The sequence below is a fragment of the Caballeronia grimmiae genome, from assembly GCF_000698555.1.
Lineage (GTDB): Bacteria > Pseudomonadota > Gammaproteobacteria > Burkholderiales > Burkholderiaceae > Caballeronia > Caballeronia grimmiae.
This window is the reverse complement of record NZ_JFHE01000002.1, coordinates 77,272-93,140: the sequence shown is the minus strand read 5'-3', so window position 1 is coordinate 93,140 and position 15,869 is coordinate 77,272. Positions and strand designations below refer to the sequence as shown.

The following is a 15,869-nucleotide window of genomic DNA, read 5'->3' as shown; positions in this document are numbered from 1 at the left end:
GAGACCGACATGGAATACGTGCGTCTCGGCCAGTCTGGCCTCAAGGTTTCGCGCCTGTGTCTCGGCACGATGAACATGGGCACGCCGCAATGGAAGCCGTGGATCTTCGATGAAGCGCAGAGCGAGCCGATCGTCAGGCACGCGCTCGATGCGGGCGTCAACTTCATCGACCTCGCCGATTTCTATTCGACGGGTATCGGCGAAGAAGTCGTCGGCCGCATTCTGAAGCGGCTCGTGCGCCGCGAGGATATCGTCGTGACGACGAAAGTCGGCTATGACATGGCGAGCACGCCCAACGCGGGCGGCCATTCGCGCAAGCACATCATGGACGGCATCGACGCGTCGTTGAAGCGTCTCGGCATGGATTACGTCGATATCTACATGCTGCATTTCTTCGATGTGAACACGCCCGTCGAAGAAACGATGCACGCGCTCGACGATATCGTGCGCGCGGGCAAGGCGCGGTATATCGGCGTATCGACGATGTGTACCTGGCAGTTCGCGAAGATCATGCAGGCTTGCGAGCGCCACGGCTGGCACAAGCCCATCAACATGCAATTGCAGTTGAACGCCGCGTACCGCGAGGAAGAGCGCGAGATGATTCCGTATTGCATCGATCAGGGCGTGGGCGTGTCGGTGTTCAGTCCGCTCGCCCGCGGCCTGCTCACCTGCGATGCGAAGTCCACGCGCAATCAGACCGACTTCTTCACGGCGCAAATGTATGCCGATCCGGCGTCGCTCGCGATTGCCGCATCGGTCTCGCGTGTCGCGGCCCGGCGTGGCCTGCCGCCCGCGCAGATCGCACAGGCGTGGGTGCTTTCCCGCCCCGGCATTTCGAGCATGCTGGTCGGCGCGGATACCGCCGCGCAATTCGACAGCGCGCTCGCCGCGCTCGACACCAAACTCGACGCCGACGAGCTTCACGAACTCGACCGTAACTACACGCCCTGCGATCTCATCAACGACTACACGGCGGGCAAGCGCATCGCGCGCGAGCCGCGTGCGGCGCAAGGCGTGTTCGCGGACAAGCTGGAGCGTGCGGCATGATCGATCTGTTGCGAACAAGTCATTACATCGACGGCCAATGGCGCGCGAGCGCCGAGACCTACGCCGTCTGCAATCCGGCGACGGGCGAAGTGATCGCGAACGTCGCTTGCGGCGGCGCGAAGGAAACGCAGCTTGCCATCGACGCCGCAAGAAAAGCCCTTCCCGCCTGGCGCGCGTTGACCGCGAAGGAACGCGGTGCGCGCGTGAAGCGCTGGGGCGAACTGATGGTCGCGCATCGCGAGGCGCTCGGCACGCTGCTCACGCGCGAGCAGGGCAAGCCGCTCGTCGAGGCGTTCGGCGAAGTCGCCTACGCCGCGAGCTTCTTCGAGTGGTTCGCGGAGGAAGCGAAGCGCGCGTATGGCGACGTGATCCCGAGCCCGAAGCCCAACTCGAAGATCATCGTGACGCGGGAGCCGGTTGGCGTCGTCGCGGCCATCACGCCGTGGAATTTTCCGCTCGCGATGATCACGCGCAAAGCCGGCCCCGCGCTCGCGGCAGGCTGCACGATGGTGCTGAAGCCATCCGAAGAGACGCCGCTTTCCGCCTTCGCGCTCGCCGTGCTGGCGGAGGAAGCGGGCATCCCGCCGGGCGTGTTCAACATCGTTTCCGGCGATGCCCCGGCCATCGGCGCGACGCTCACGCAATCCGACGACGTGCGCAAGCTCTCGTTCACCGGCTCGACGCGCGTCGGCAAGCTGCTTGCCCGGCAGTCGGCGGATACGCTCAAGAAGCTCTCGCTCGAACTGGGCGGCAATGCGCCGTTCATCGTCTTCGATGACGCGGATATCGATGCGGCGGTGGAAGGCGCAATCGCATCGAAGTTTCGCAACACCGGGCAGACGTGCGTGTGCGTCAATCGCTTCTACGTGCAGGACGGCGTCTACGACGCGTTCACGCAGGCGCTTACGCGGGCCGTGCAGAAGCTGCGCGTTGGAAACGGGCTGCTGGGCGCGTTCGAGCAGGGACCGCTCATCAACGAGGCCGCGTTGATGAAGGTGCGCGCGCATGTCGACGATGCCCTGCACAAAGGCGCGAAGGTGCTGACGGGCGGCAAGCCGCATGCGCTCGGCGGCACGTTCTACGAGCCGACCGTGCTGGCCGACGCCACGCCTTCCATGCTGATCGCCGATGAAGAGACCTTCGGGCCGGTCGCGGCGTGCTTCCGCTTCGATACCGAGGAGGACGTGATCCGCGTCGCCAACGACACGCCCTACGGCCTGGCCGCGTACTTTTACACGCGCGATCTGGGCCGCGCCTGGCGCGTCGCGGATGCGCTGGAAACCGGCATGGTCGGCATCAATGAAGGAATCATCTCGACGGAAGTTGCGCCCTTCGGCGGCGTGAAGCATTCGGGATTGGGCCGCGAAGGATCGAAGTACGGACTCGATGAATACACCGAGCTCAAGTACATGATGATGGCGGGCCTCGGCCGCTGAACAGGCTTGCGCGGTCCACGCGCGGCGCATCGGTCGCCTTGTTGCGCGATGCGCCGCTTCGAGAACAAAGTGGAGGAGATACCTATGGATACCCAAAGCCTGAGCGACCCGAGGGCGTTCGCGCCGCACGGAGCGACGCCAGCCAGCACGCCGATGCAGCGCGTGATGCTCGACGACGTTCCGCTCAACCGTTTTCACGTGAAGATCGCGGGCCTGACCTTCGGCGCGCACTTCACCGAAGGCTATGCGCTCGGCACCATCAGCTATGCGCTCGCGTCGCTGAACCGCCAGATTCCGCTCGATGCCTTCTGGATCGGCCTGCTCGGTTCATCGGCGCTGATCGGCATCTTTCTCGGCAGCCTCGTGTTCGGCTGGCTGTCCGACAAGCTCGGGCGGCAGAAGATTTTCTTGCTCAGCTTCGTCATCATCACGGCGGCGGCATTCGCGCAGTTCTATGCGACGACGCCCGCGATGCTGGTCGCGCTGCGCGTGCTGATCGGCTTCGGCATGGGCGGCGACTTCGCGGTGGGCCACGCTATTCTCGCGGAGTTCTCGCCGCGCAGGCATCGCGGCACGCTGCTCGGATCGTTCAGCGTCATCTGGACGATCGGCTATGTGATCGCGAACGTCGTCGGCATGCATTACGCGGACGCATCGCCGGATGCGTGGCGATGGCTGCTCGCGTCGGCGGGCGTTCCCGCGCTGCTCGTGCTGGTGCTGCGCATCGGCACGCCGGAGTCGCCGCGCTGGCTGCTCGGACAGGGACGTGCGGAGGAAGCGCATCGCATCGTGCGCAAGCACTTCGGCGAGAACGTCGCGCTCGAAGCGGACAACGGCGAGCACTTCGCGCCTGCAGGCGGCTTCGCGCGCCTGTTCAAGCCGGACCTGATCCGCCGCACGATTTTCAATTGCGCGTTCTTCGTGTGTCTCGTGATTCCGTACTTCGCGATCTACACGTTTCTGCCGAGCATTCTGTCTGCGATCCATCTCGACGGAGGCTCGCGCGCCGACTTGCTGCTCAACGGCTTTCTCGTGCTGGGCGCAGTGATCGGCATCTGGCTGACGATCAGGCTTTCGCGCCGCGGCTTCTTGATCGGATCGTTCGCGATCACGTGCGTCTCGCTGCTCGCGCTGGCAGTGCTGCCGTCATCGGCGACTATGGCGATGATAGTCGCGTTCGGCGTCTTCACGCTCACGATGTCGGCGTTCTCCAATCTCGTCGGCGTGTTTCCGCCCGAGTGCTTTCCGACCGAGGCGCGCGCGTGCGGCGTCGGACTGGCGATTGCGTCGAGCCGGCTAGGATCGGCGATTGGGACTTTTCTGCTGCCGATCGGCATCGCGCAGGCGGGCATTCAAATGACGATGCTTGCGCTCGCGGGGGTGCTTCTGGTGGGGATGGTGGTGTCCATTGCGTGGGCGCCGGAGACCAAGGATCTTACGTTGAGGGAGGCTAGTGGGGGATGATGTAGCGCGCTGCGTTGGCGGGCGCGGCGAGGTTTTCGTTATCGACAGGAGTCGGCGCAGCCGCCGGATCGCATCGGCAGCAGGCGGTTCTAGGCGAACGGACGTCGCCGATGCGAGAGTGCCAACGCCACGAGCACTACGATTCGCCAGCCGAGTAAGCGAGCGCGTTGACGCCATCCGCAGTGGCTGTTCACGGCTCGACACTCAGAATCGCATGACGAGCGCGACGCCCGCCACCATCAACACCGTGCCGAGCGCGCGCAGCCAGCTCAGCGGATGCCCGGCCACGCCGATCAAACCGAAATGGTCGATCGCAACCGATGCAACCAGGTTGGCGCAGATGGTCAGCCCATTGAGCGTGCCAACGCCCACTTTCTGCACGAGCGTCAGTCCCGCGAACACCGCGACCGCGCCCACGATGCCGCCAAGCGGCGCCCACCATTTCATGCTGCGCAGGTCATCGAGTGTCGGCAACGGGGTTGGCTGAATCCAGAACAAGGTGATGGCGAGAAACGTCACGAGAAGAAACGACACGCTCGACGCGAGCCACGGATTGACGAGCGCGCCCTTGAGTTCGCCATTGATCGGAGCGCCCGCAGCCTGGAGGACGCCGCCCAAGATGATGAAGGGATAAATCCATGCGCTGCTCATGCTTGTCTCCGTGCGTGCGTGTCAGTGTCCGGCAAGGAGCCGGCTGCCGAGCGCGAGAACCAGCGCCGGAAGCATGACGACAATGCCGACTTTCAGAAACTGCACGAAGCCGACTTCCTCGCCTTCGCGTCGAATCGACGAGAGCCAGAGAATGGTCGCGAGCGAGCCGGTGATGGAGAGATTCGGGCCGAGGTCCACGCCGATTAGCAGAGCGTCGATGACGCGCTCCGGGCTGTGCGCCTGCAAGGCCGTGGCACTCGCGATGAGTCCGGCAGGCAGATTGTTGATCGCGTTGCTTCCGAAGGCGATGACGAGACCGGACGCCGCTGCCGCCATCGGCTGATTCTGTCGAGTTGCCAGCGTCAGAAGCGCCGAGAGTTCGTGTATGACGCCCGTATGATCGAGCACCTCGACCAGTACGAAGAGTCCCGCGACGAGCGGTAACACGCTCCACGATATTTCGCTGACGAGCTTCACGGGTGACTGACGCTCCTTGACCAACACGATCAGCGCCGTAAGGATGCCGAGAATCGCCGTGGGCAGACCGAGCTGCAGATCGAAGGCCGAGACCACGAGCAGCGCGACCGCCGTCACGCCCATGCTGGCTAGCGTGACTTTGCCGTTCGTGCTCAGTCTTTCCACAGGCAGGTCGCAGGCGCACGCACCGCCCAGATCCGCACGCTGGGTCCAGCGCAACATGACGAACGTGGCGGCAATCGACAGCACCGACGGCAAGGCAAAACGCGCGACCCAGAGACCGAGCGCCGGCGTGTGGTTCGCATAGAGCACGAGGTTCGCGGGGTTCGAGATCGGCAGGACGAAGCTCGCTGCATTGGCGATGAACGCACATACGTAGAGCAACGGAAGCGGCTTCGTCTTCGCTTTTCTGGCGGCGGCGAACACCGCGGGCGTGAGGACGACGGCGGCTGCGTCGTTCGACAGGAAAGTCGTCACCACGACGCCCACGAGATACACCAGCGTAAAGAGCTTGCGAGGCGATCCCTTTGCGTAATTGACGGCATGCACCGCGACCCAGTCGAACAGGCCTTCGCGACGTCCCAGCTCCGAGAGCAACATCATGCCGATGAGAAAGAGATAGACGTCCGTGCCCTTGCCGACCGCTTGCCAGGCAAGCTGCGCGGGAAGCAGGCCGAACGCGACGAGCACGAGTGCGCCGGCGACGGCCCAGATCGCTTCGGGCCATCGGAAAGGCCGCAGGATGACGCCGGCAGTGGCGGCGAGCGCAATGCCCCACGAAAGAAAAATTGGATTCATGTTGCCAGAGGCGCATCGTTAGTGACGTCGCGGCGAAGGCCGCACGCTTTTTTGAGGGCGGTGCCGAACAGCAGCCACAGCGCGAGCGATCCGGTAGACACGGCGCCCAGCACGAGAAAAGCGCTTGCGTATCCGAAATGCTGGGCGAGCACGCCACCCAGCGCAGGACTCAGCGCAGCGCCCGCGCCTTGCACGGTCATGACGACGCCTTGCCCGACGTTCACCCGTCCCGTGCCTTGCAGCAGCCGCACCACCAGCGCGGGCACCGCGACGCTCTGCAAGCCCGCGCCGATGCCGTCCAGCGCCTGAACCGGCCATACGCCCCACGCGGTGATGAACATTGCGGCGAGCAATCCGCGTAGCGGGAGCGCGAGGAAAGTGATCAGGATGACGCCCCAGTAACCGATGCGCCCAATCAGCCGGTTAGCAACACACGCCGCGACGACCATCACGAGCTGCGCGACCACGATGGTCTGGGCGGTAAAGGCGCTCGGATCGCCCTGATGCGCCGCGACGACCGCGAGGCCGTAAAGCGGCAGCATCGCCGCATTGCCCAAATGAAACAGCGCGAGCGACGCGGCAAGAAGCATCAATGGCTGGCAGGTCAGCAAGACACGAAACCCGCTCGCCTGCTCATGCTCCCGTTCCGGCTTACCCGACGCCGGTCCGCCGAGACCGCGTGCGCTGTCGTGATCGATCGCGTCGCGCCGGATGAGCAGCGTCGAGATGACGGTCAAGCAGCCGAATACGCCGACGAGCACGAAGACCGCGCCGAATCCATAGCGCCATCCGAGCCAGCCCGAGAGCGCGGCCCCGACCACGTTGCCCGCATGATTGGCCACCTGATTACGGCCGAATTGCCGATCGAAGCCCTGTTCGCGAACGATGCCCAGCGTCACGCCGGCCACGGCCGGACCCAGCGCGGCCCCCGTCACGGCAGTGAATATCTGCGACGCAGCCACCATCCAGTAACTGTGCGACACCCACAACACGAGCGGCGCCAGCGTCGTCATCACCCCCGCGATGACGATGATGCCGCGCTTGTGATGAGTGGCATCGACCAGAGCCCCCGCCGGAGACGTTGCGATCATGCCCGCGATACCGCCCAACGTCATGACCGTGCCGATCGCCCCCGGATGCCAGCCATGCGCCTGCAGAAAGACGCCGAGGAACGGCCCGATGCCTGCCTGCACATCGGCCATGAAGAAATTCAGTCCTTCGAGTGCGTATCGAGGATTCATGGTTCACCAATGGCGTCGGTTCTTGTTGGGCCCAGGCTGCGCGCCGACGATGCCGTGCTCCGGCCAGGGTTCGACCGCGTGCGCATCGGTGCCGGGTGGCGTTCGAGGTGTTTGTCCGGGTGACCCGCTGGGTGAAGCAAGATCGAACCTTCGGCACTTCGTCCGTCCACCGTGAGGGCCGTCATCGTCAAGCGGTCGGACAGGTGGCGATTGACTAGCTGGATCATCGACGTCGGATGGCCGAGACTCCCGTTGCGGTCGTTGTACGACGCATGACGATCTCCGAAGCGCGCCCAGCTCAACATGACACCCGCTCCATAGGTGAGATGCAGCCTCGTCAGGCCGCCTGCGGTGCGTCGATGAGTTCGGCTATTTCATCGACCTCGATCGTGCGCCCGTGCCGGTTCTTCACGCCGTGGCCCCACGCGTGCACGTGCGCGCCCGGACTCAGATAAGCGGCCAGCTCCGCTGCGGCATGAGGCGGCATACGCAGCGAAGTTCCGTCGTCCAGCAGCGCCCCGCGCAATTCGCCTCTCGGGCCGAAGAGCGAAAGCACCACTTCGCCGGATGCGTCCATGGCTTTGCGTTCGACGTGCGGCTTGTGGTGCTTCTCGCCGTTGTGATGCGGACCTTCGTCGAGAATCAGAACGCCGCGTGCGGTCGTCAGCGAAACGGCGGCGATCATGTCTGCATCGCGAGGCTTGACGCCGCGCACGCGCACGGCATCGCCAGGTGCGACATGACGCGCGAGTTGTGTCGACAGATGCGGCGGAAAGTGAACCTGACGCGCGCCGATGACGAGGCCGTCGATTTCACCGTGCGGGTTCAATAGAAAACGCGTGACTTTGCCGCGCGTTTCCGGAAGGCTGGTGGGATCGATCCAATGCATTTCAATTGTCCTTAATGAGTGTGAGCTTGAACATCTCGATGGCCTTGCCTCAACGCATCGGCGCGTTGCGGTCGTAGAGCGGAGTCAGATTGCCCGGAGAGCCGAACGCGGTCGCCTGAAGCGCGGTGCCATATTGATTACGCGTGCCGTAGCCTTGCGCCGATACCGTCGCGCCCGTCCGTACCAACGTCGCGAACTGTTGAGCCACGGGTGGCGTAAGTTTGATGACGGTGCCGTCAGACAGGATCACGCCGTCGGGTTCGCCGCGCGGCGCCGTGGTGACATGGGCCACCTGTCCTTGCGCGCTGAGGCTCGAAAGACCCGCTCCGCGCGCGGTGCGTGGCAACGGTGGCCGGCCGCGCATCGGCGGCTCGTCAATCACTTGCCGGCCCGTTCGTGTATCGGTGATGCGTTGCGCAGCGAAGCTGCCTCCTTCCTCGCGAACGCCACTCACCTGCACGAGATCACCACGGCGAAGCGCCGAAGTCAGCTGCGCGCCCATATGCGGCGGAAAGCGCACGAAGGTTCCGTCGTCGGTCATGAAACCGTCGACATCGCCATCCGGATTGGTCAGGAAGCGCGCGACGGTGCCCTGCGTGGTTGTCATCGAAGCCGCGTCGGCAAGCGGACGCGGATCGACGCCCGGAGGCGGTGGAGCGGGCGGCGGCGGAGCGTCTGCCGCGACGGGAGGCGGGGTCGGCGTTACAGCGGGTTGTGCCGCGCAGCCAGCGCTCACCGTGAGCAAGGCCGCGAGCACGGCGGTTCGCAAGCTGGGGCATCGAGTCGATTGCATGATTCACTCCTTTCGCGTAGCGAGGAGTCATCTGCAAGGGCTATGCCATTCGGGAAACGCCCGCGCCTCAATGGGTTACGTGATGAACAGGCGTGACGGTGTCAACACAGCCGACAGCGCCTGTCCGGTTCCTTGACGGTGTCAGGCTCACGCGGAAGCCTCGGACATGCCCTGCGCCGCCATGCGCGTGTAGAGCGACTGCCGGCTGATGCCGAGCCGCCGCGCCGCCTCGGTGCGATTGCCGCCCGCTGCCGAAAGCGCGTGAACGATCAGCGCGCGCTCCAGTTGCGCCACCGCTTGCGGCAGGGGAAGTTCGAGCAGTGCCGGGGGAATCGCGTCATTCGCACTGTCTGGCGTTGCGGTCAGGAACGCGAAGTCGTCGCGCGTCAGCACCTGTCCCGGCGCAAGCGCGCTGGCCCGTTCTATTGCATTGGCAAGCTCGCGGACATTGCCCGGCCAGGCGAAGGTGGCGAGCAGGCGCTGCGCATCGGCCGAAAGATGTTTGCGTGCAACGTCGGACGATGCGCTCGCGAGGAAGTGCTCGGCAAGCGGCAGGATGTCCGCCACGCGCTCGCGCAACGGCGGCATATGCAGCGGAATCACGTTGAGACGAAACAGCAGGTCCTGCCGAAACGTGCCCGCTTCGACCATCGAGGCGAGATCGCGATGCGTGGCGGCGACCACCCGCACATCAACGGTCACGATCCGGTTCGTGCCGAGGGGCGTGACTTGCCGCTCCTGAAGCACACGCAGCAGCTTCGCTTGCATGGAGAGCGGCATGTCGCCGACTTCATCGAGAAAGAGCGTGCCGCCATGCGCTTCTTCGACTCGCCCTCGCCTGTCGGCCTGCGCGCCGGTGAACGCACCCTTGCCGTGCCCGAAGAGCTCGCTTTCCAATAGATCGTCGGGAATGGCCGCGCAGTTCACCGCGACGAACGGGCCGCTTGCACGCGCCGACGCGCGATGCAGCACGCTCGCCGCGATTTCCTTTCCGGTTCCCGTTTCGCCCGTGATGAGCACGGTCGAATTCCCGCCCGCCGCACGGCCAAGGCGCTTCTGCACCTCGCGCATGGCCTCGCTCGCGCCGAGTAGTTGCGGCTCACGCGACGTGGCCTCGTCGGCGAACCCGCGCGCGGCGGGCGTCTCGCGCTGCGCCGACAGAATGCGCTCGAGCAACGCGGCGATCTCCTCGCGTCCGACCGGCTTGGTGAGATGCTCGAACGCGCCGAGCCGCATCGCGCCAATGGTGTTGTCGCTCGTCGCGTGTGCGGTAAGCATCACGACCGGTACGGTCTGCAGGCCTGGCGTCTTGCGCAGGGTTTCCAGCACCGCGAGCCCGTCCGCGCCCGGCAAGCGGAAGTCGAGAAAGATACAGTCGGGCGCAGAACGCCCGCGCAATTGCTCGAACGCTTCATCCCCCGAACGTGCTTCGGACGATGAATAACCGAGGTCTTGCACCGTTTCCGCGAGACCTTCGCGAAAAGCGTCGTCGTCGTCGATGATCAGGATGGTCGCCATGGCAAGTCGATTACAAAGCGCGTCATGTTCGAATCTTCCGCGAGATAAGCGCGGCCGCCATGCGCCGACGCAATCTCACGCACGACGGCGAGACCGAGGCCCGATCCGTCGGAGCGGCCCGTCACGAACGGCTCGAAAATCCGCTCTCGCTCGGCCGGGCTCACGCCGGGACCATTATCGATGACTTCGAGCCTGAGCCGTTCGCCTTCTTCCGCGACCGCAGCGTACGCCCGCACCGTCACGCTTCCGCCCGACGGCGTGTGCCTGAGCGCGTTCACGAGAAGGTTGTCGAGCGCGCGCGCAAGCTGGGCGGGATCGAATACTGGCTGCGTCGAATGCGGCGCGACTTCCACGCCGAGTGCGACATGCCTGCTTTCGGCCCGCGATTCATGCGTGTGAACGATATCGTCGAGCCACGCGGGCAGGTCGACCTCGCGTGCGTGGACCGTCACCGATTGCGTCAGTGCAAGCAGGCTCGACACCTGCAATTCGATGCGTCCCACTTGCTGGATGATCGTCCTCAAGGCGGCTTCGCGGCGCGCGCCGTCGCCTGCCAGCGCGTTTTCGGCCTTTAGTCGCATCGCGCCGGCCGGATTGCGGATCTCATGCGCGATTTGTGCCGCCATCTTTCCCAACGTGCTGAACCGTTCTGCCTGCGCGAGTTGCCGGTTCAGTGCGTCGGCATCGCGCTTGAGCCGCTCGGCCCGCTCGCCATAGCGATTGAGCGCATCGACGATCTGGTCCAGATCGCGCTCGCCGATGCGGTGCAGCCGCTTGCCCTGCTCGAATTCACCGTCGGGCGCGAGCGCATGTTCAAGCTGCGTGAGGTTGTGTTTCCATCGCTTGAGCGTCAGCGCCAGAAACAGCGCGAGCACGACGATGACGGCGAGCACGCTCGCAAGAATGGCCGTGGCGCGCTCGCCGTACGGTCCGAGCGGAGGGCGCGCGCGCGTGAGCGTCCATGCGAGCAGGCCCGCGTGACGCGGGACGGGACAGGCTACCGCGAGCACGGCGTCCGTTCCGCTCGACACGATATCGGCCTGCAACTGCCCGCTGCCCGATGCGCTTCTTAGCGCACGCAGAATGAGCGGTGTCTCGGCTTCGGGGATGTCGCGTTTGACGCCGCTGCCGCCATAGGTAGGAAATGCGTACGCGATAAAACCGTTCAGCGCCTTTGACGTTGGCTCGCTGGTCCAGAAGCCGCCTTCGATGCCTTCGGTCTGGATCAGCACGAGATCGAGCACGGCGTGCATCAGGTCGACATTGGTTTCTGCGGAGCGCTGCATCGACAAGTCGTAGCGCGAGGCAACGGCCGTGCAGGCGGCTGCCGCTTGCTGCTTGGCGGCGACGACACGTTCACTCAGCGCCGACGACAACATGAGCCATACCGCGACACTCAGCAGGCCGCAGAGCACAGCAATGAGCATCCAGAGCGTGAGAAGCTGAGTGGAAAACGACGGTCTCGGCATGAAAGAATCGTGAGCGAACGGAGGTGGCGGACTGTGAAGCAAATCCTTTGCCACGCACCCGCGCGTCCAAGCCGGGCTCAACGAGTTTCTTTCTGATCCGGCGTCATTGACGCCGAAGTCGACAAGCTCAGCGGCTCCTACGCAGCTTGATCCGTCATTCGAGTGATGCAGATACAACTGCCGCGAAGTAGCACTCGACGCAAGGATGCCCGGCTGCCGTCTAGAGCCGGATACGTTCCGCTGAAAGCGTCGAGAATGTCTTGCGGCAACCGCCCGTTCAACCGCCCGCCCCAAAACGCTCCCGATTCGCGACGACATACTCCCGAACCGACATCGGCATGCGGCCGGTAATACGCTCAACTGTATCGTCGTGTCCGGCGAATTCCCCGTCCTGATAGCCCGAATAAACAGACGTAATATGCTGAATGTAATGATCAGAGAGGCCGGCTTTTCTAAGTCGGTCCGAGAAAGACTCCATACTTTCAGCCTCGTAACGAATGTTGCGGCCAAGCGCATCCGACAGTATCTCGGCTAGCCGATGGTGATCCATTTCTTCGGCCCCGAACAATGGATACGTCTTCCCCGCGTGCGCTCCGGGGTTCAAGAGAATTTGCGCGATCACGCGCCCTTGATCATCAGCCGCAATCGGCGCGTGCCGGCCTTTTCCCGCTGGCACCATGAGCAAGTCGTGTCCGGCAATCAAAGGCAACTGAAAACCGTAAGTCAGCCACTCCATGAAGAACGTTGGCCGCAGATGCGTGACAGGAACGCCGCTCCAATCGAAGATTCGCTCTCCGTACCAGTGCGAAAGCGATGCGTGACTCCGCGCATCGGCCTTCGCCGAAATCTGCGACATATTCACGATCGACCGGACACTTCCGCCATGCCTCGCGGCATGCGCAAAGTATGCCGTTGCGTCGATCAGATGAGGTTGCATGATCGGATAGACGAAGTACGCGCCCGTAACATCCTTCAGCGCTGCCTGAACCGCATGGCTGTCCAGCAGGTCGCCGATGAAGACCTCGACATCACGGGCGCGCAATGCAGCCGCGCGCTCGTCGTCTCTATGGACCAGCGCCCTCACCCGAGCACCTTTGGAAAGAAGCTCGTCTATGGCAGCGCCGCCCGTGGCTCCGGTGGCGCCCGCGATCAGATAGCGTTCGTTCCTCATTTCGTACTCCGTATTATGAAAAGAAGCGGATGGACCATGATGTGGCGGCTAGCCTGTTCCGACGCTCAATGCGCCGGCTCGCGCAGGCGCGCCGCTGGAACGACGGTCTCGATGAGGCCCGTCTTGACGTCATACACAAGTCCCGAGATGACCAGTTCGTCTGCGAGCTGCCGATTGGCCCTGAGCGCTGCGACATCCATCGTCACCGCCTCGTACGGATTGGAAATGGCGAGACTTTCAAGTGCTTCTGTCTCAACGCCAAGATGCTTCGCCAACATGGCCGGTGCATGCCGATAGCAGCCGATGATTCCGCAGTCCGTATGCTGAAGCAGTACGAGATTGCGCGCCCCGTCAGGCCGTCCCGCCGCTTTCGCGACAACAGACAGGATCGCCAGCGTTTCAAGCAACGGCTTGTTGACCCGCCCGCCGACATTGCGGATGACCGCTGCTTCGCCCTGCTTCAGGCCCAACACGTTCGCCGGATCGACACGCGGGTCCACGCAGCCGACGACCACCGTGCCCGTCGACGGCATCATCTTGAGTTCGGGAGAAAACATGTCGTTGGCAAACGCGGCATTGCGGTCGAGCATCACATCGTTGAAGGTCATTTCGATCATCTCCAGGTTGAATGCCGCACATTCGCGGACGATGCTTCGGTGACTTAGGCCCGGATGTGAAGCACCGAAGGCGTTCGAGCGGAGCGGACCGCACGACGCCCATCGACCTTCGTTTCCGGCAGCGAGGAAGTGCTTGTACCTTAGCGCCGCATGCCTTTAGCATGTATGTCGTTGTTGCCACCTTTCGTGCCATCGAACGAAACTGGCCGCATCCGCTTTGCGCTTTAGAGAAGCGACGAACGTCGTGGACGTGAGCGCTTGTCAAGCGTCCTACTTCGCGAAGGAGCAGGTATGCATCGAATCGGCTTCATCGTGCCGCAGCGGTTTCAGATGATGAGTCTGGCCGCGCTGACAGCCTTCGAGCTTGCGAACATGCCGCAGCGAGGCCCTTGCTATGAGGTTCACCTGCTGTCGCCACATGGCGGGCCGCTCGAATCGTCGGGCGGCATGACGCTGCAAACCGAAGCGTTCGGGGAACCGGAATTCGATACGATCATCGTCGGCTCCGTCACGGACGTCTGGAGCGCCCCGTTCGAGCCAGAACTGGCTTCGTTCGTGAAGGCGGCCGCAAGCGCATCGCGGCGCGTGGCGTCCATCTGTAGCGGGGCATTCGTGCTTGCGGAGGCGGGACTGCTCGATGGCCGGCGCGCCACGATGCATTGGGCGCATGCGTCGGAGTTCAAGACCCGATATCCGCAGGTGATCGCGGAAGAGGACCGTATCTTCATCAACGACGGCCCGATATGGACGTCCGCCGGCATGACGGCGGGCATCGACCTCGCGTTAGCCCTGCTCGATAACGACCTGGGGTCCGATGCCGCCAAGCTGGTCGCCAGGCTTCTGGTGATGAATCAGCGGCGGCTCGGCGGGCAGTTGCAGCATTCCGCCTTGCTCGACATGACACCGAAGTCGGACCGGATCGCATCCGTCCTCGCACACATACGGTGCAATTTGCGGAATCCGTTGACCATCGAAGAACTTGCGGACGTCGCGAATCTCAGCCCGCGTCAGTTCAGCCGCACTTTCGTGACTGAAACGGGACAATCCCCCGCGAAGGCCGTCGAACGTCTTCGGCTGGAGGCGGCGCGGTTCATGATCGAGCAAGGCCAGCACACCATCAACGTGATCGCGCAAGAGACGGGCTTTGCCGACAGGGAGCGCATGCGTCGGGCGTTTATCCGCACCTTCGGTGTGCCCGCCGATGTCCTGCGCAGAAATGCTCGCGACCAGACAGCGGCGGCAAATTCAGTCAGCCCGAGAAGCGAGGTTGGGGCGACGCTGTTGTCGATGTGAGTCCAGTAGAGGCCCCTTTTGATCCATTGCCGTGGCTCATGTAGTCCAGCGTTCAAACACTGCTAACGACTCATCCGCACAGTCCACTCATCCCTTGCCGAGCGGCGGCTGGCTCGGAAACCCCGCGAGATTGCTCAACTGCGCCAGTTCATTGGCCGCCTCGCGCAGCAGCACCGAATACTCGTGAATCTTCTCGGCCGTCAGCCGTTTGCGCGGACCCGCCAGACTGATGACACCGACGCAACGCGATCCGCTGATCACCGGAGTCGCCACCGCCGACATGCGCGGCGCAAACACTTCGTCGATCATCGCGTAACCGCGCACGCGCGCTGCGTGCAGGAAACCGAGCAATGCTTTCAGCGTCGTCGGCGCATTGGGGCCGAACTCGTTCGGCTGTCCAAAGCCCTGCTTAAGGACCAGCGCAGCCGCCTGCTCATCGGTCATCGTCATGAGCCATGCGTGTCCCGTCGAAGTGCAGGAAAGCCGCGCCGCCTGCCCCATATCGGGATCGTAGCGAAAACCGGTGCGGTGTCCGTCCGCCTTTCCCACCCAGATGATCGCTTCGCCATCCACCAGCGACAGCCGCGCGAGTTCGCCCGTCCGCGCCGCGACGCGTTCGATGATCGGCTGGGCAATATCCGCGATCCCCGTCAGGCTCAGGAATTCGAGGCCATTCGACGTCATGCGCATGGTCAGGATGTAGCGGCTGTGATCGGTCAACTGCCGCACATAGCCGCTCTCGACAAGCTCGGTGAGCACGCGATGACACGAGCTGCGTGGCATGGCCAGCGCATCCGCGATCTCGACAAGCCCCGCGCCCTCGCCCTGCGACGCGAGGAAATCGAGCATTCTCAGGCCGTTTTTCAGCGACATCGTTGGTCGATTTTCGTGATATGAAATGGAGTTCCGGTGCGGAACGCCCCGCTTTCAGAGCGCAAACAATAGCATCTGTTCGCCGCAAGAAGCGAACGTTACATACACCGAAAATCCAGGAGACACCCATGT

At 63.7% G+C, this 15,869-nt stretch carries 14 protein-coding genes; 4 read left to right on the top strand and 10 right to left on the bottom strand.

The window, feature by feature from the left end:
- The first annotated feature begins 9 nt into the window (after window positions 1–9).
- The 3 genes from BG57_RS02710 to BG57_RS02700 all read left to right on the top strand — a co-directional run bounded on the left by BG57_RS02710 (window position 10) and on the right by BG57_RS02700 (window position 3,947).
- The gene (locus BG57_RS02710) at window positions 10–1,047 is read left to right on the top strand and encodes an aldo/keto reductase (protein ID WP_035960045.1); all 1,038 of its coding nucleotides are present in this window, start codon (window positions 10–12) and stop codon (window positions 1,045–1,047) included.
- Window positions 1,044–2,483 (top strand): NAD-dependent succinate-semialdehyde dehydrogenase, encoded by a 1,440-nt coding sequence (locus BG57_RS02705; protein ID WP_035960043.1) that lies wholly within the window; start codon window positions 1,044–1,046, stop codon window positions 2,481–2,483. The genes BG57_RS02710 and BG57_RS02705 overlap by 4 nt, the downstream gene beginning before the upstream one ends.
- A 153-nt stretch (window positions 2,484–2,636) precedes the next feature.
- Window positions 2,637–3,947: an MFS transporter gene (locus BG57_RS02700; protein ID WP_229753984.1), complete on the top strand. Its 1,311-nt coding sequence runs from the start codon at window positions 2,637–2,639 to the stop codon at window positions 3,945–3,947.
- A 204-nt stretch (window positions 3,948–4,151) separates the two neighbouring features.
- Here BG57_RS02700 and BG57_RS02695 read toward each other — a convergent pair whose 3' ends face one another.
- From BG57_RS02695 to BG57_RS02655, 9 genes are all read right to left on the bottom strand, one after another.
- Entirely contained in the window at window positions 4,152–4,598 is a 447-nt protein-coding gene (locus BG57_RS02695; RefSeq protein WP_035960041.1) for a DMT family transporter, read from the bottom strand.
- Window positions 4,599–4,619: 21 nt separating this feature from the next.
- Window positions 4,620–5,873 (bottom strand): arsenic transporter, encoded by a 1,254-nt coding sequence (locus tag BG57_RS02690; RefSeq protein ID WP_035960040.1) that lies wholly within the window; start codon window positions 5,871–5,873, stop codon window positions 4,620–4,622.
- On the bottom strand, window positions 5,870–7,114 hold the full coding sequence (locus BG57_RS02685; RefSeq protein ID WP_035960038.1) for an MFS transporter: 1,245 nt from the start codon (window positions 7,112–7,114) through the stop codon (window positions 5,870–5,872). The genes BG57_RS02690 and BG57_RS02685 overlap by 4 nt, the downstream gene beginning before the upstream one ends.
- Before the next feature lie 337 nt (window positions 7,115–7,451).
- Window positions 7,452–8,003: a hypothetical protein gene (locus BG57_RS02680; RefSeq protein WP_035960037.1), complete on the bottom strand. Its 552-nt coding sequence runs from the start codon at window positions 8,001–8,003 to the stop codon at window positions 7,452–7,454.
- 49 nt (window positions 8,004–8,052) lie between these two features.
- Window positions 8,053–8,796, bottom strand: a complete 744-nt coding sequence (locus BG57_RS02675) for a hypothetical protein (RefSeq protein ID WP_035960036.1) — start codon at window positions 8,794–8,796, stop codon at window positions 8,053–8,055.
- A 147-nt stretch (window positions 8,797–8,943) separates the two neighbouring features.
- Window positions 8,944–10,314, bottom strand: a complete 1,371-nt coding sequence (locus BG57_RS02670) for a sigma-54-dependent transcriptional regulator (RefSeq protein ID WP_035960035.1) — start codon at window positions 10,312–10,314, stop codon at window positions 8,944–8,946.
- Entirely contained in the window at window positions 10,299–11,783 is a 1,485-nt protein-coding gene (locus BG57_RS02665; RefSeq protein ID WP_035960034.1) for a sensor histidine kinase, read from the bottom strand. The genes BG57_RS02670 and BG57_RS02665 overlap by 16 nt, the downstream gene beginning before the upstream one ends.
- A gap of 277 nt (window positions 11,784–12,060) precedes the next feature.
- Window positions 12,061–12,954, bottom strand: coding sequence for an NmrA family NAD(P)-binding protein (locus BG57_RS02660; protein ID WP_035960032.1), 894 nt, complete (start codon window positions 12,952–12,954; stop codon window positions 12,061–12,063).
- A gap of 65 nt (window positions 12,955–13,019) precedes the next feature.
- Window positions 13,020–13,562: a carbonic anhydrase gene (locus BG57_RS02655; RefSeq protein ID WP_035960382.1), complete on the bottom strand. Its 543-nt coding sequence runs from the start codon at window positions 13,560–13,562 to the stop codon at window positions 13,020–13,022.
- A 300-nt stretch (window positions 13,563–13,862) separates the two neighbouring features.
- Here BG57_RS02655 and BG57_RS02650 point away from each other — a divergent pair, with 300 nt between their 5' ends.
- Window positions 13,863–14,864 (top strand): GlxA family transcriptional regulator, encoded by a 1,002-nt coding sequence (locus BG57_RS02650; protein ID WP_052005582.1) that lies wholly within the window; start codon window positions 13,863–13,865, stop codon window positions 14,862–14,864.
- A gap of 87 nt (window positions 14,865–14,951) precedes the next feature.
- Here BG57_RS02650 and BG57_RS02645 read toward each other — a convergent pair whose 3' ends face one another.
- Window positions 14,952–15,737 (bottom strand): IclR family transcriptional regulator, encoded by a 786-nt coding sequence (locus BG57_RS02645; RefSeq protein WP_035960030.1) that lies wholly within the window; start codon window positions 15,735–15,737, stop codon window positions 14,952–14,954.
- Between the last annotated feature and the right edge of the window lie 132 nt (window positions 15,738–15,869).

Excerpts from the sequence above, each read along its gene's own strand:
- BG57_RS02705 (WP_035960043.1), top strand. The coding sequence starts at position 1,044 with ATGATCGATCTGTTGCGAACAAGTCATTACATCGACGGCCAATGGCGC.
- BG57_RS02690 (WP_035960040.1), bottom strand. The coding sequence starts at position 5,873 with ATGAATCCAATTTTTCTTTCGTGGGGCATTGCGCTCGCCGCCACTGCC.
- BG57_RS02675 (WP_035960036.1), bottom strand. The coding sequence starts at position 8,796 with ATGCAATCGACTCGATGCCCCAGCTTGCGAACCGCCGTGCTCGCGGCC.
- BG57_RS02710 (WP_035960045.1), top strand. The coding sequence starts at position 10 with ATGGAATACGTGCGTCTCGGCCAGTCTGGCCTCAAGGTTTCGCGCCTG.
- BG57_RS02695 (WP_035960041.1), bottom strand. The coding sequence starts at position 4,598 with ATGAGCAGCGCATGGATTTATCCCTTCATCATCTTGGGCGGCGTCCTC.
- BG57_RS02680 (WP_035960037.1), bottom strand. The coding sequence starts at position 8,003 with ATGCATTGGATCGATCCCACCAGCCTTCCGGAAACGCGCGGCAAAGTC.
- BG57_RS02655 (WP_035960382.1), bottom strand. The coding sequence starts at position 13,562 with ATGACCTTCAACGATGTGATGCTCGACCGCAATGCCGCGTTTGCCAAC.
- BG57_RS02645 (WP_035960030.1), bottom strand. The coding sequence starts at position 15,737 with ATGTCGCTGAAAAACGGCCTGAGAATGCTCGATTTCCTCGCGTCGCAG.
- BG57_RS02650 (WP_052005582.1), top strand. The coding sequence starts at position 13,863 with ATGCATCGAATCGGCTTCATCGTGCCGCAGCGGTTTCAGATGATGAGT.
- BG57_RS02660 (WP_035960032.1), bottom strand. The coding sequence starts at position 12,954 with ATGAGGAACGAACGCTATCTGATCGCGGGCGCCACCGGAGCCACGGGC.
- BG57_RS02670 (WP_035960035.1), bottom strand. The coding sequence starts at position 10,314 with ATGGCGACCATCCTGATCATCGACGACGACGACGCTTTTCGCGAAGGT.
- BG57_RS02685 (WP_035960038.1), bottom strand. The coding sequence starts at position 7,114 with ATGAATCCTCGATACGCACTCGAAGGACTGAATTTCTTCATGGCCGAT.
- BG57_RS02700 (WP_229753984.1), top strand. The coding sequence starts at position 2,637 with ATGCAGCGCGTGATGCTCGACGACGTTCCGCTCAACCGTTTTCACGTG.
- BG57_RS02665 (WP_035960034.1), bottom strand. The coding sequence starts at position 11,783 with ATGCCGAGACCGTCGTTTTCCACTCAGCTTCTCACGCTCTGGATGCTC.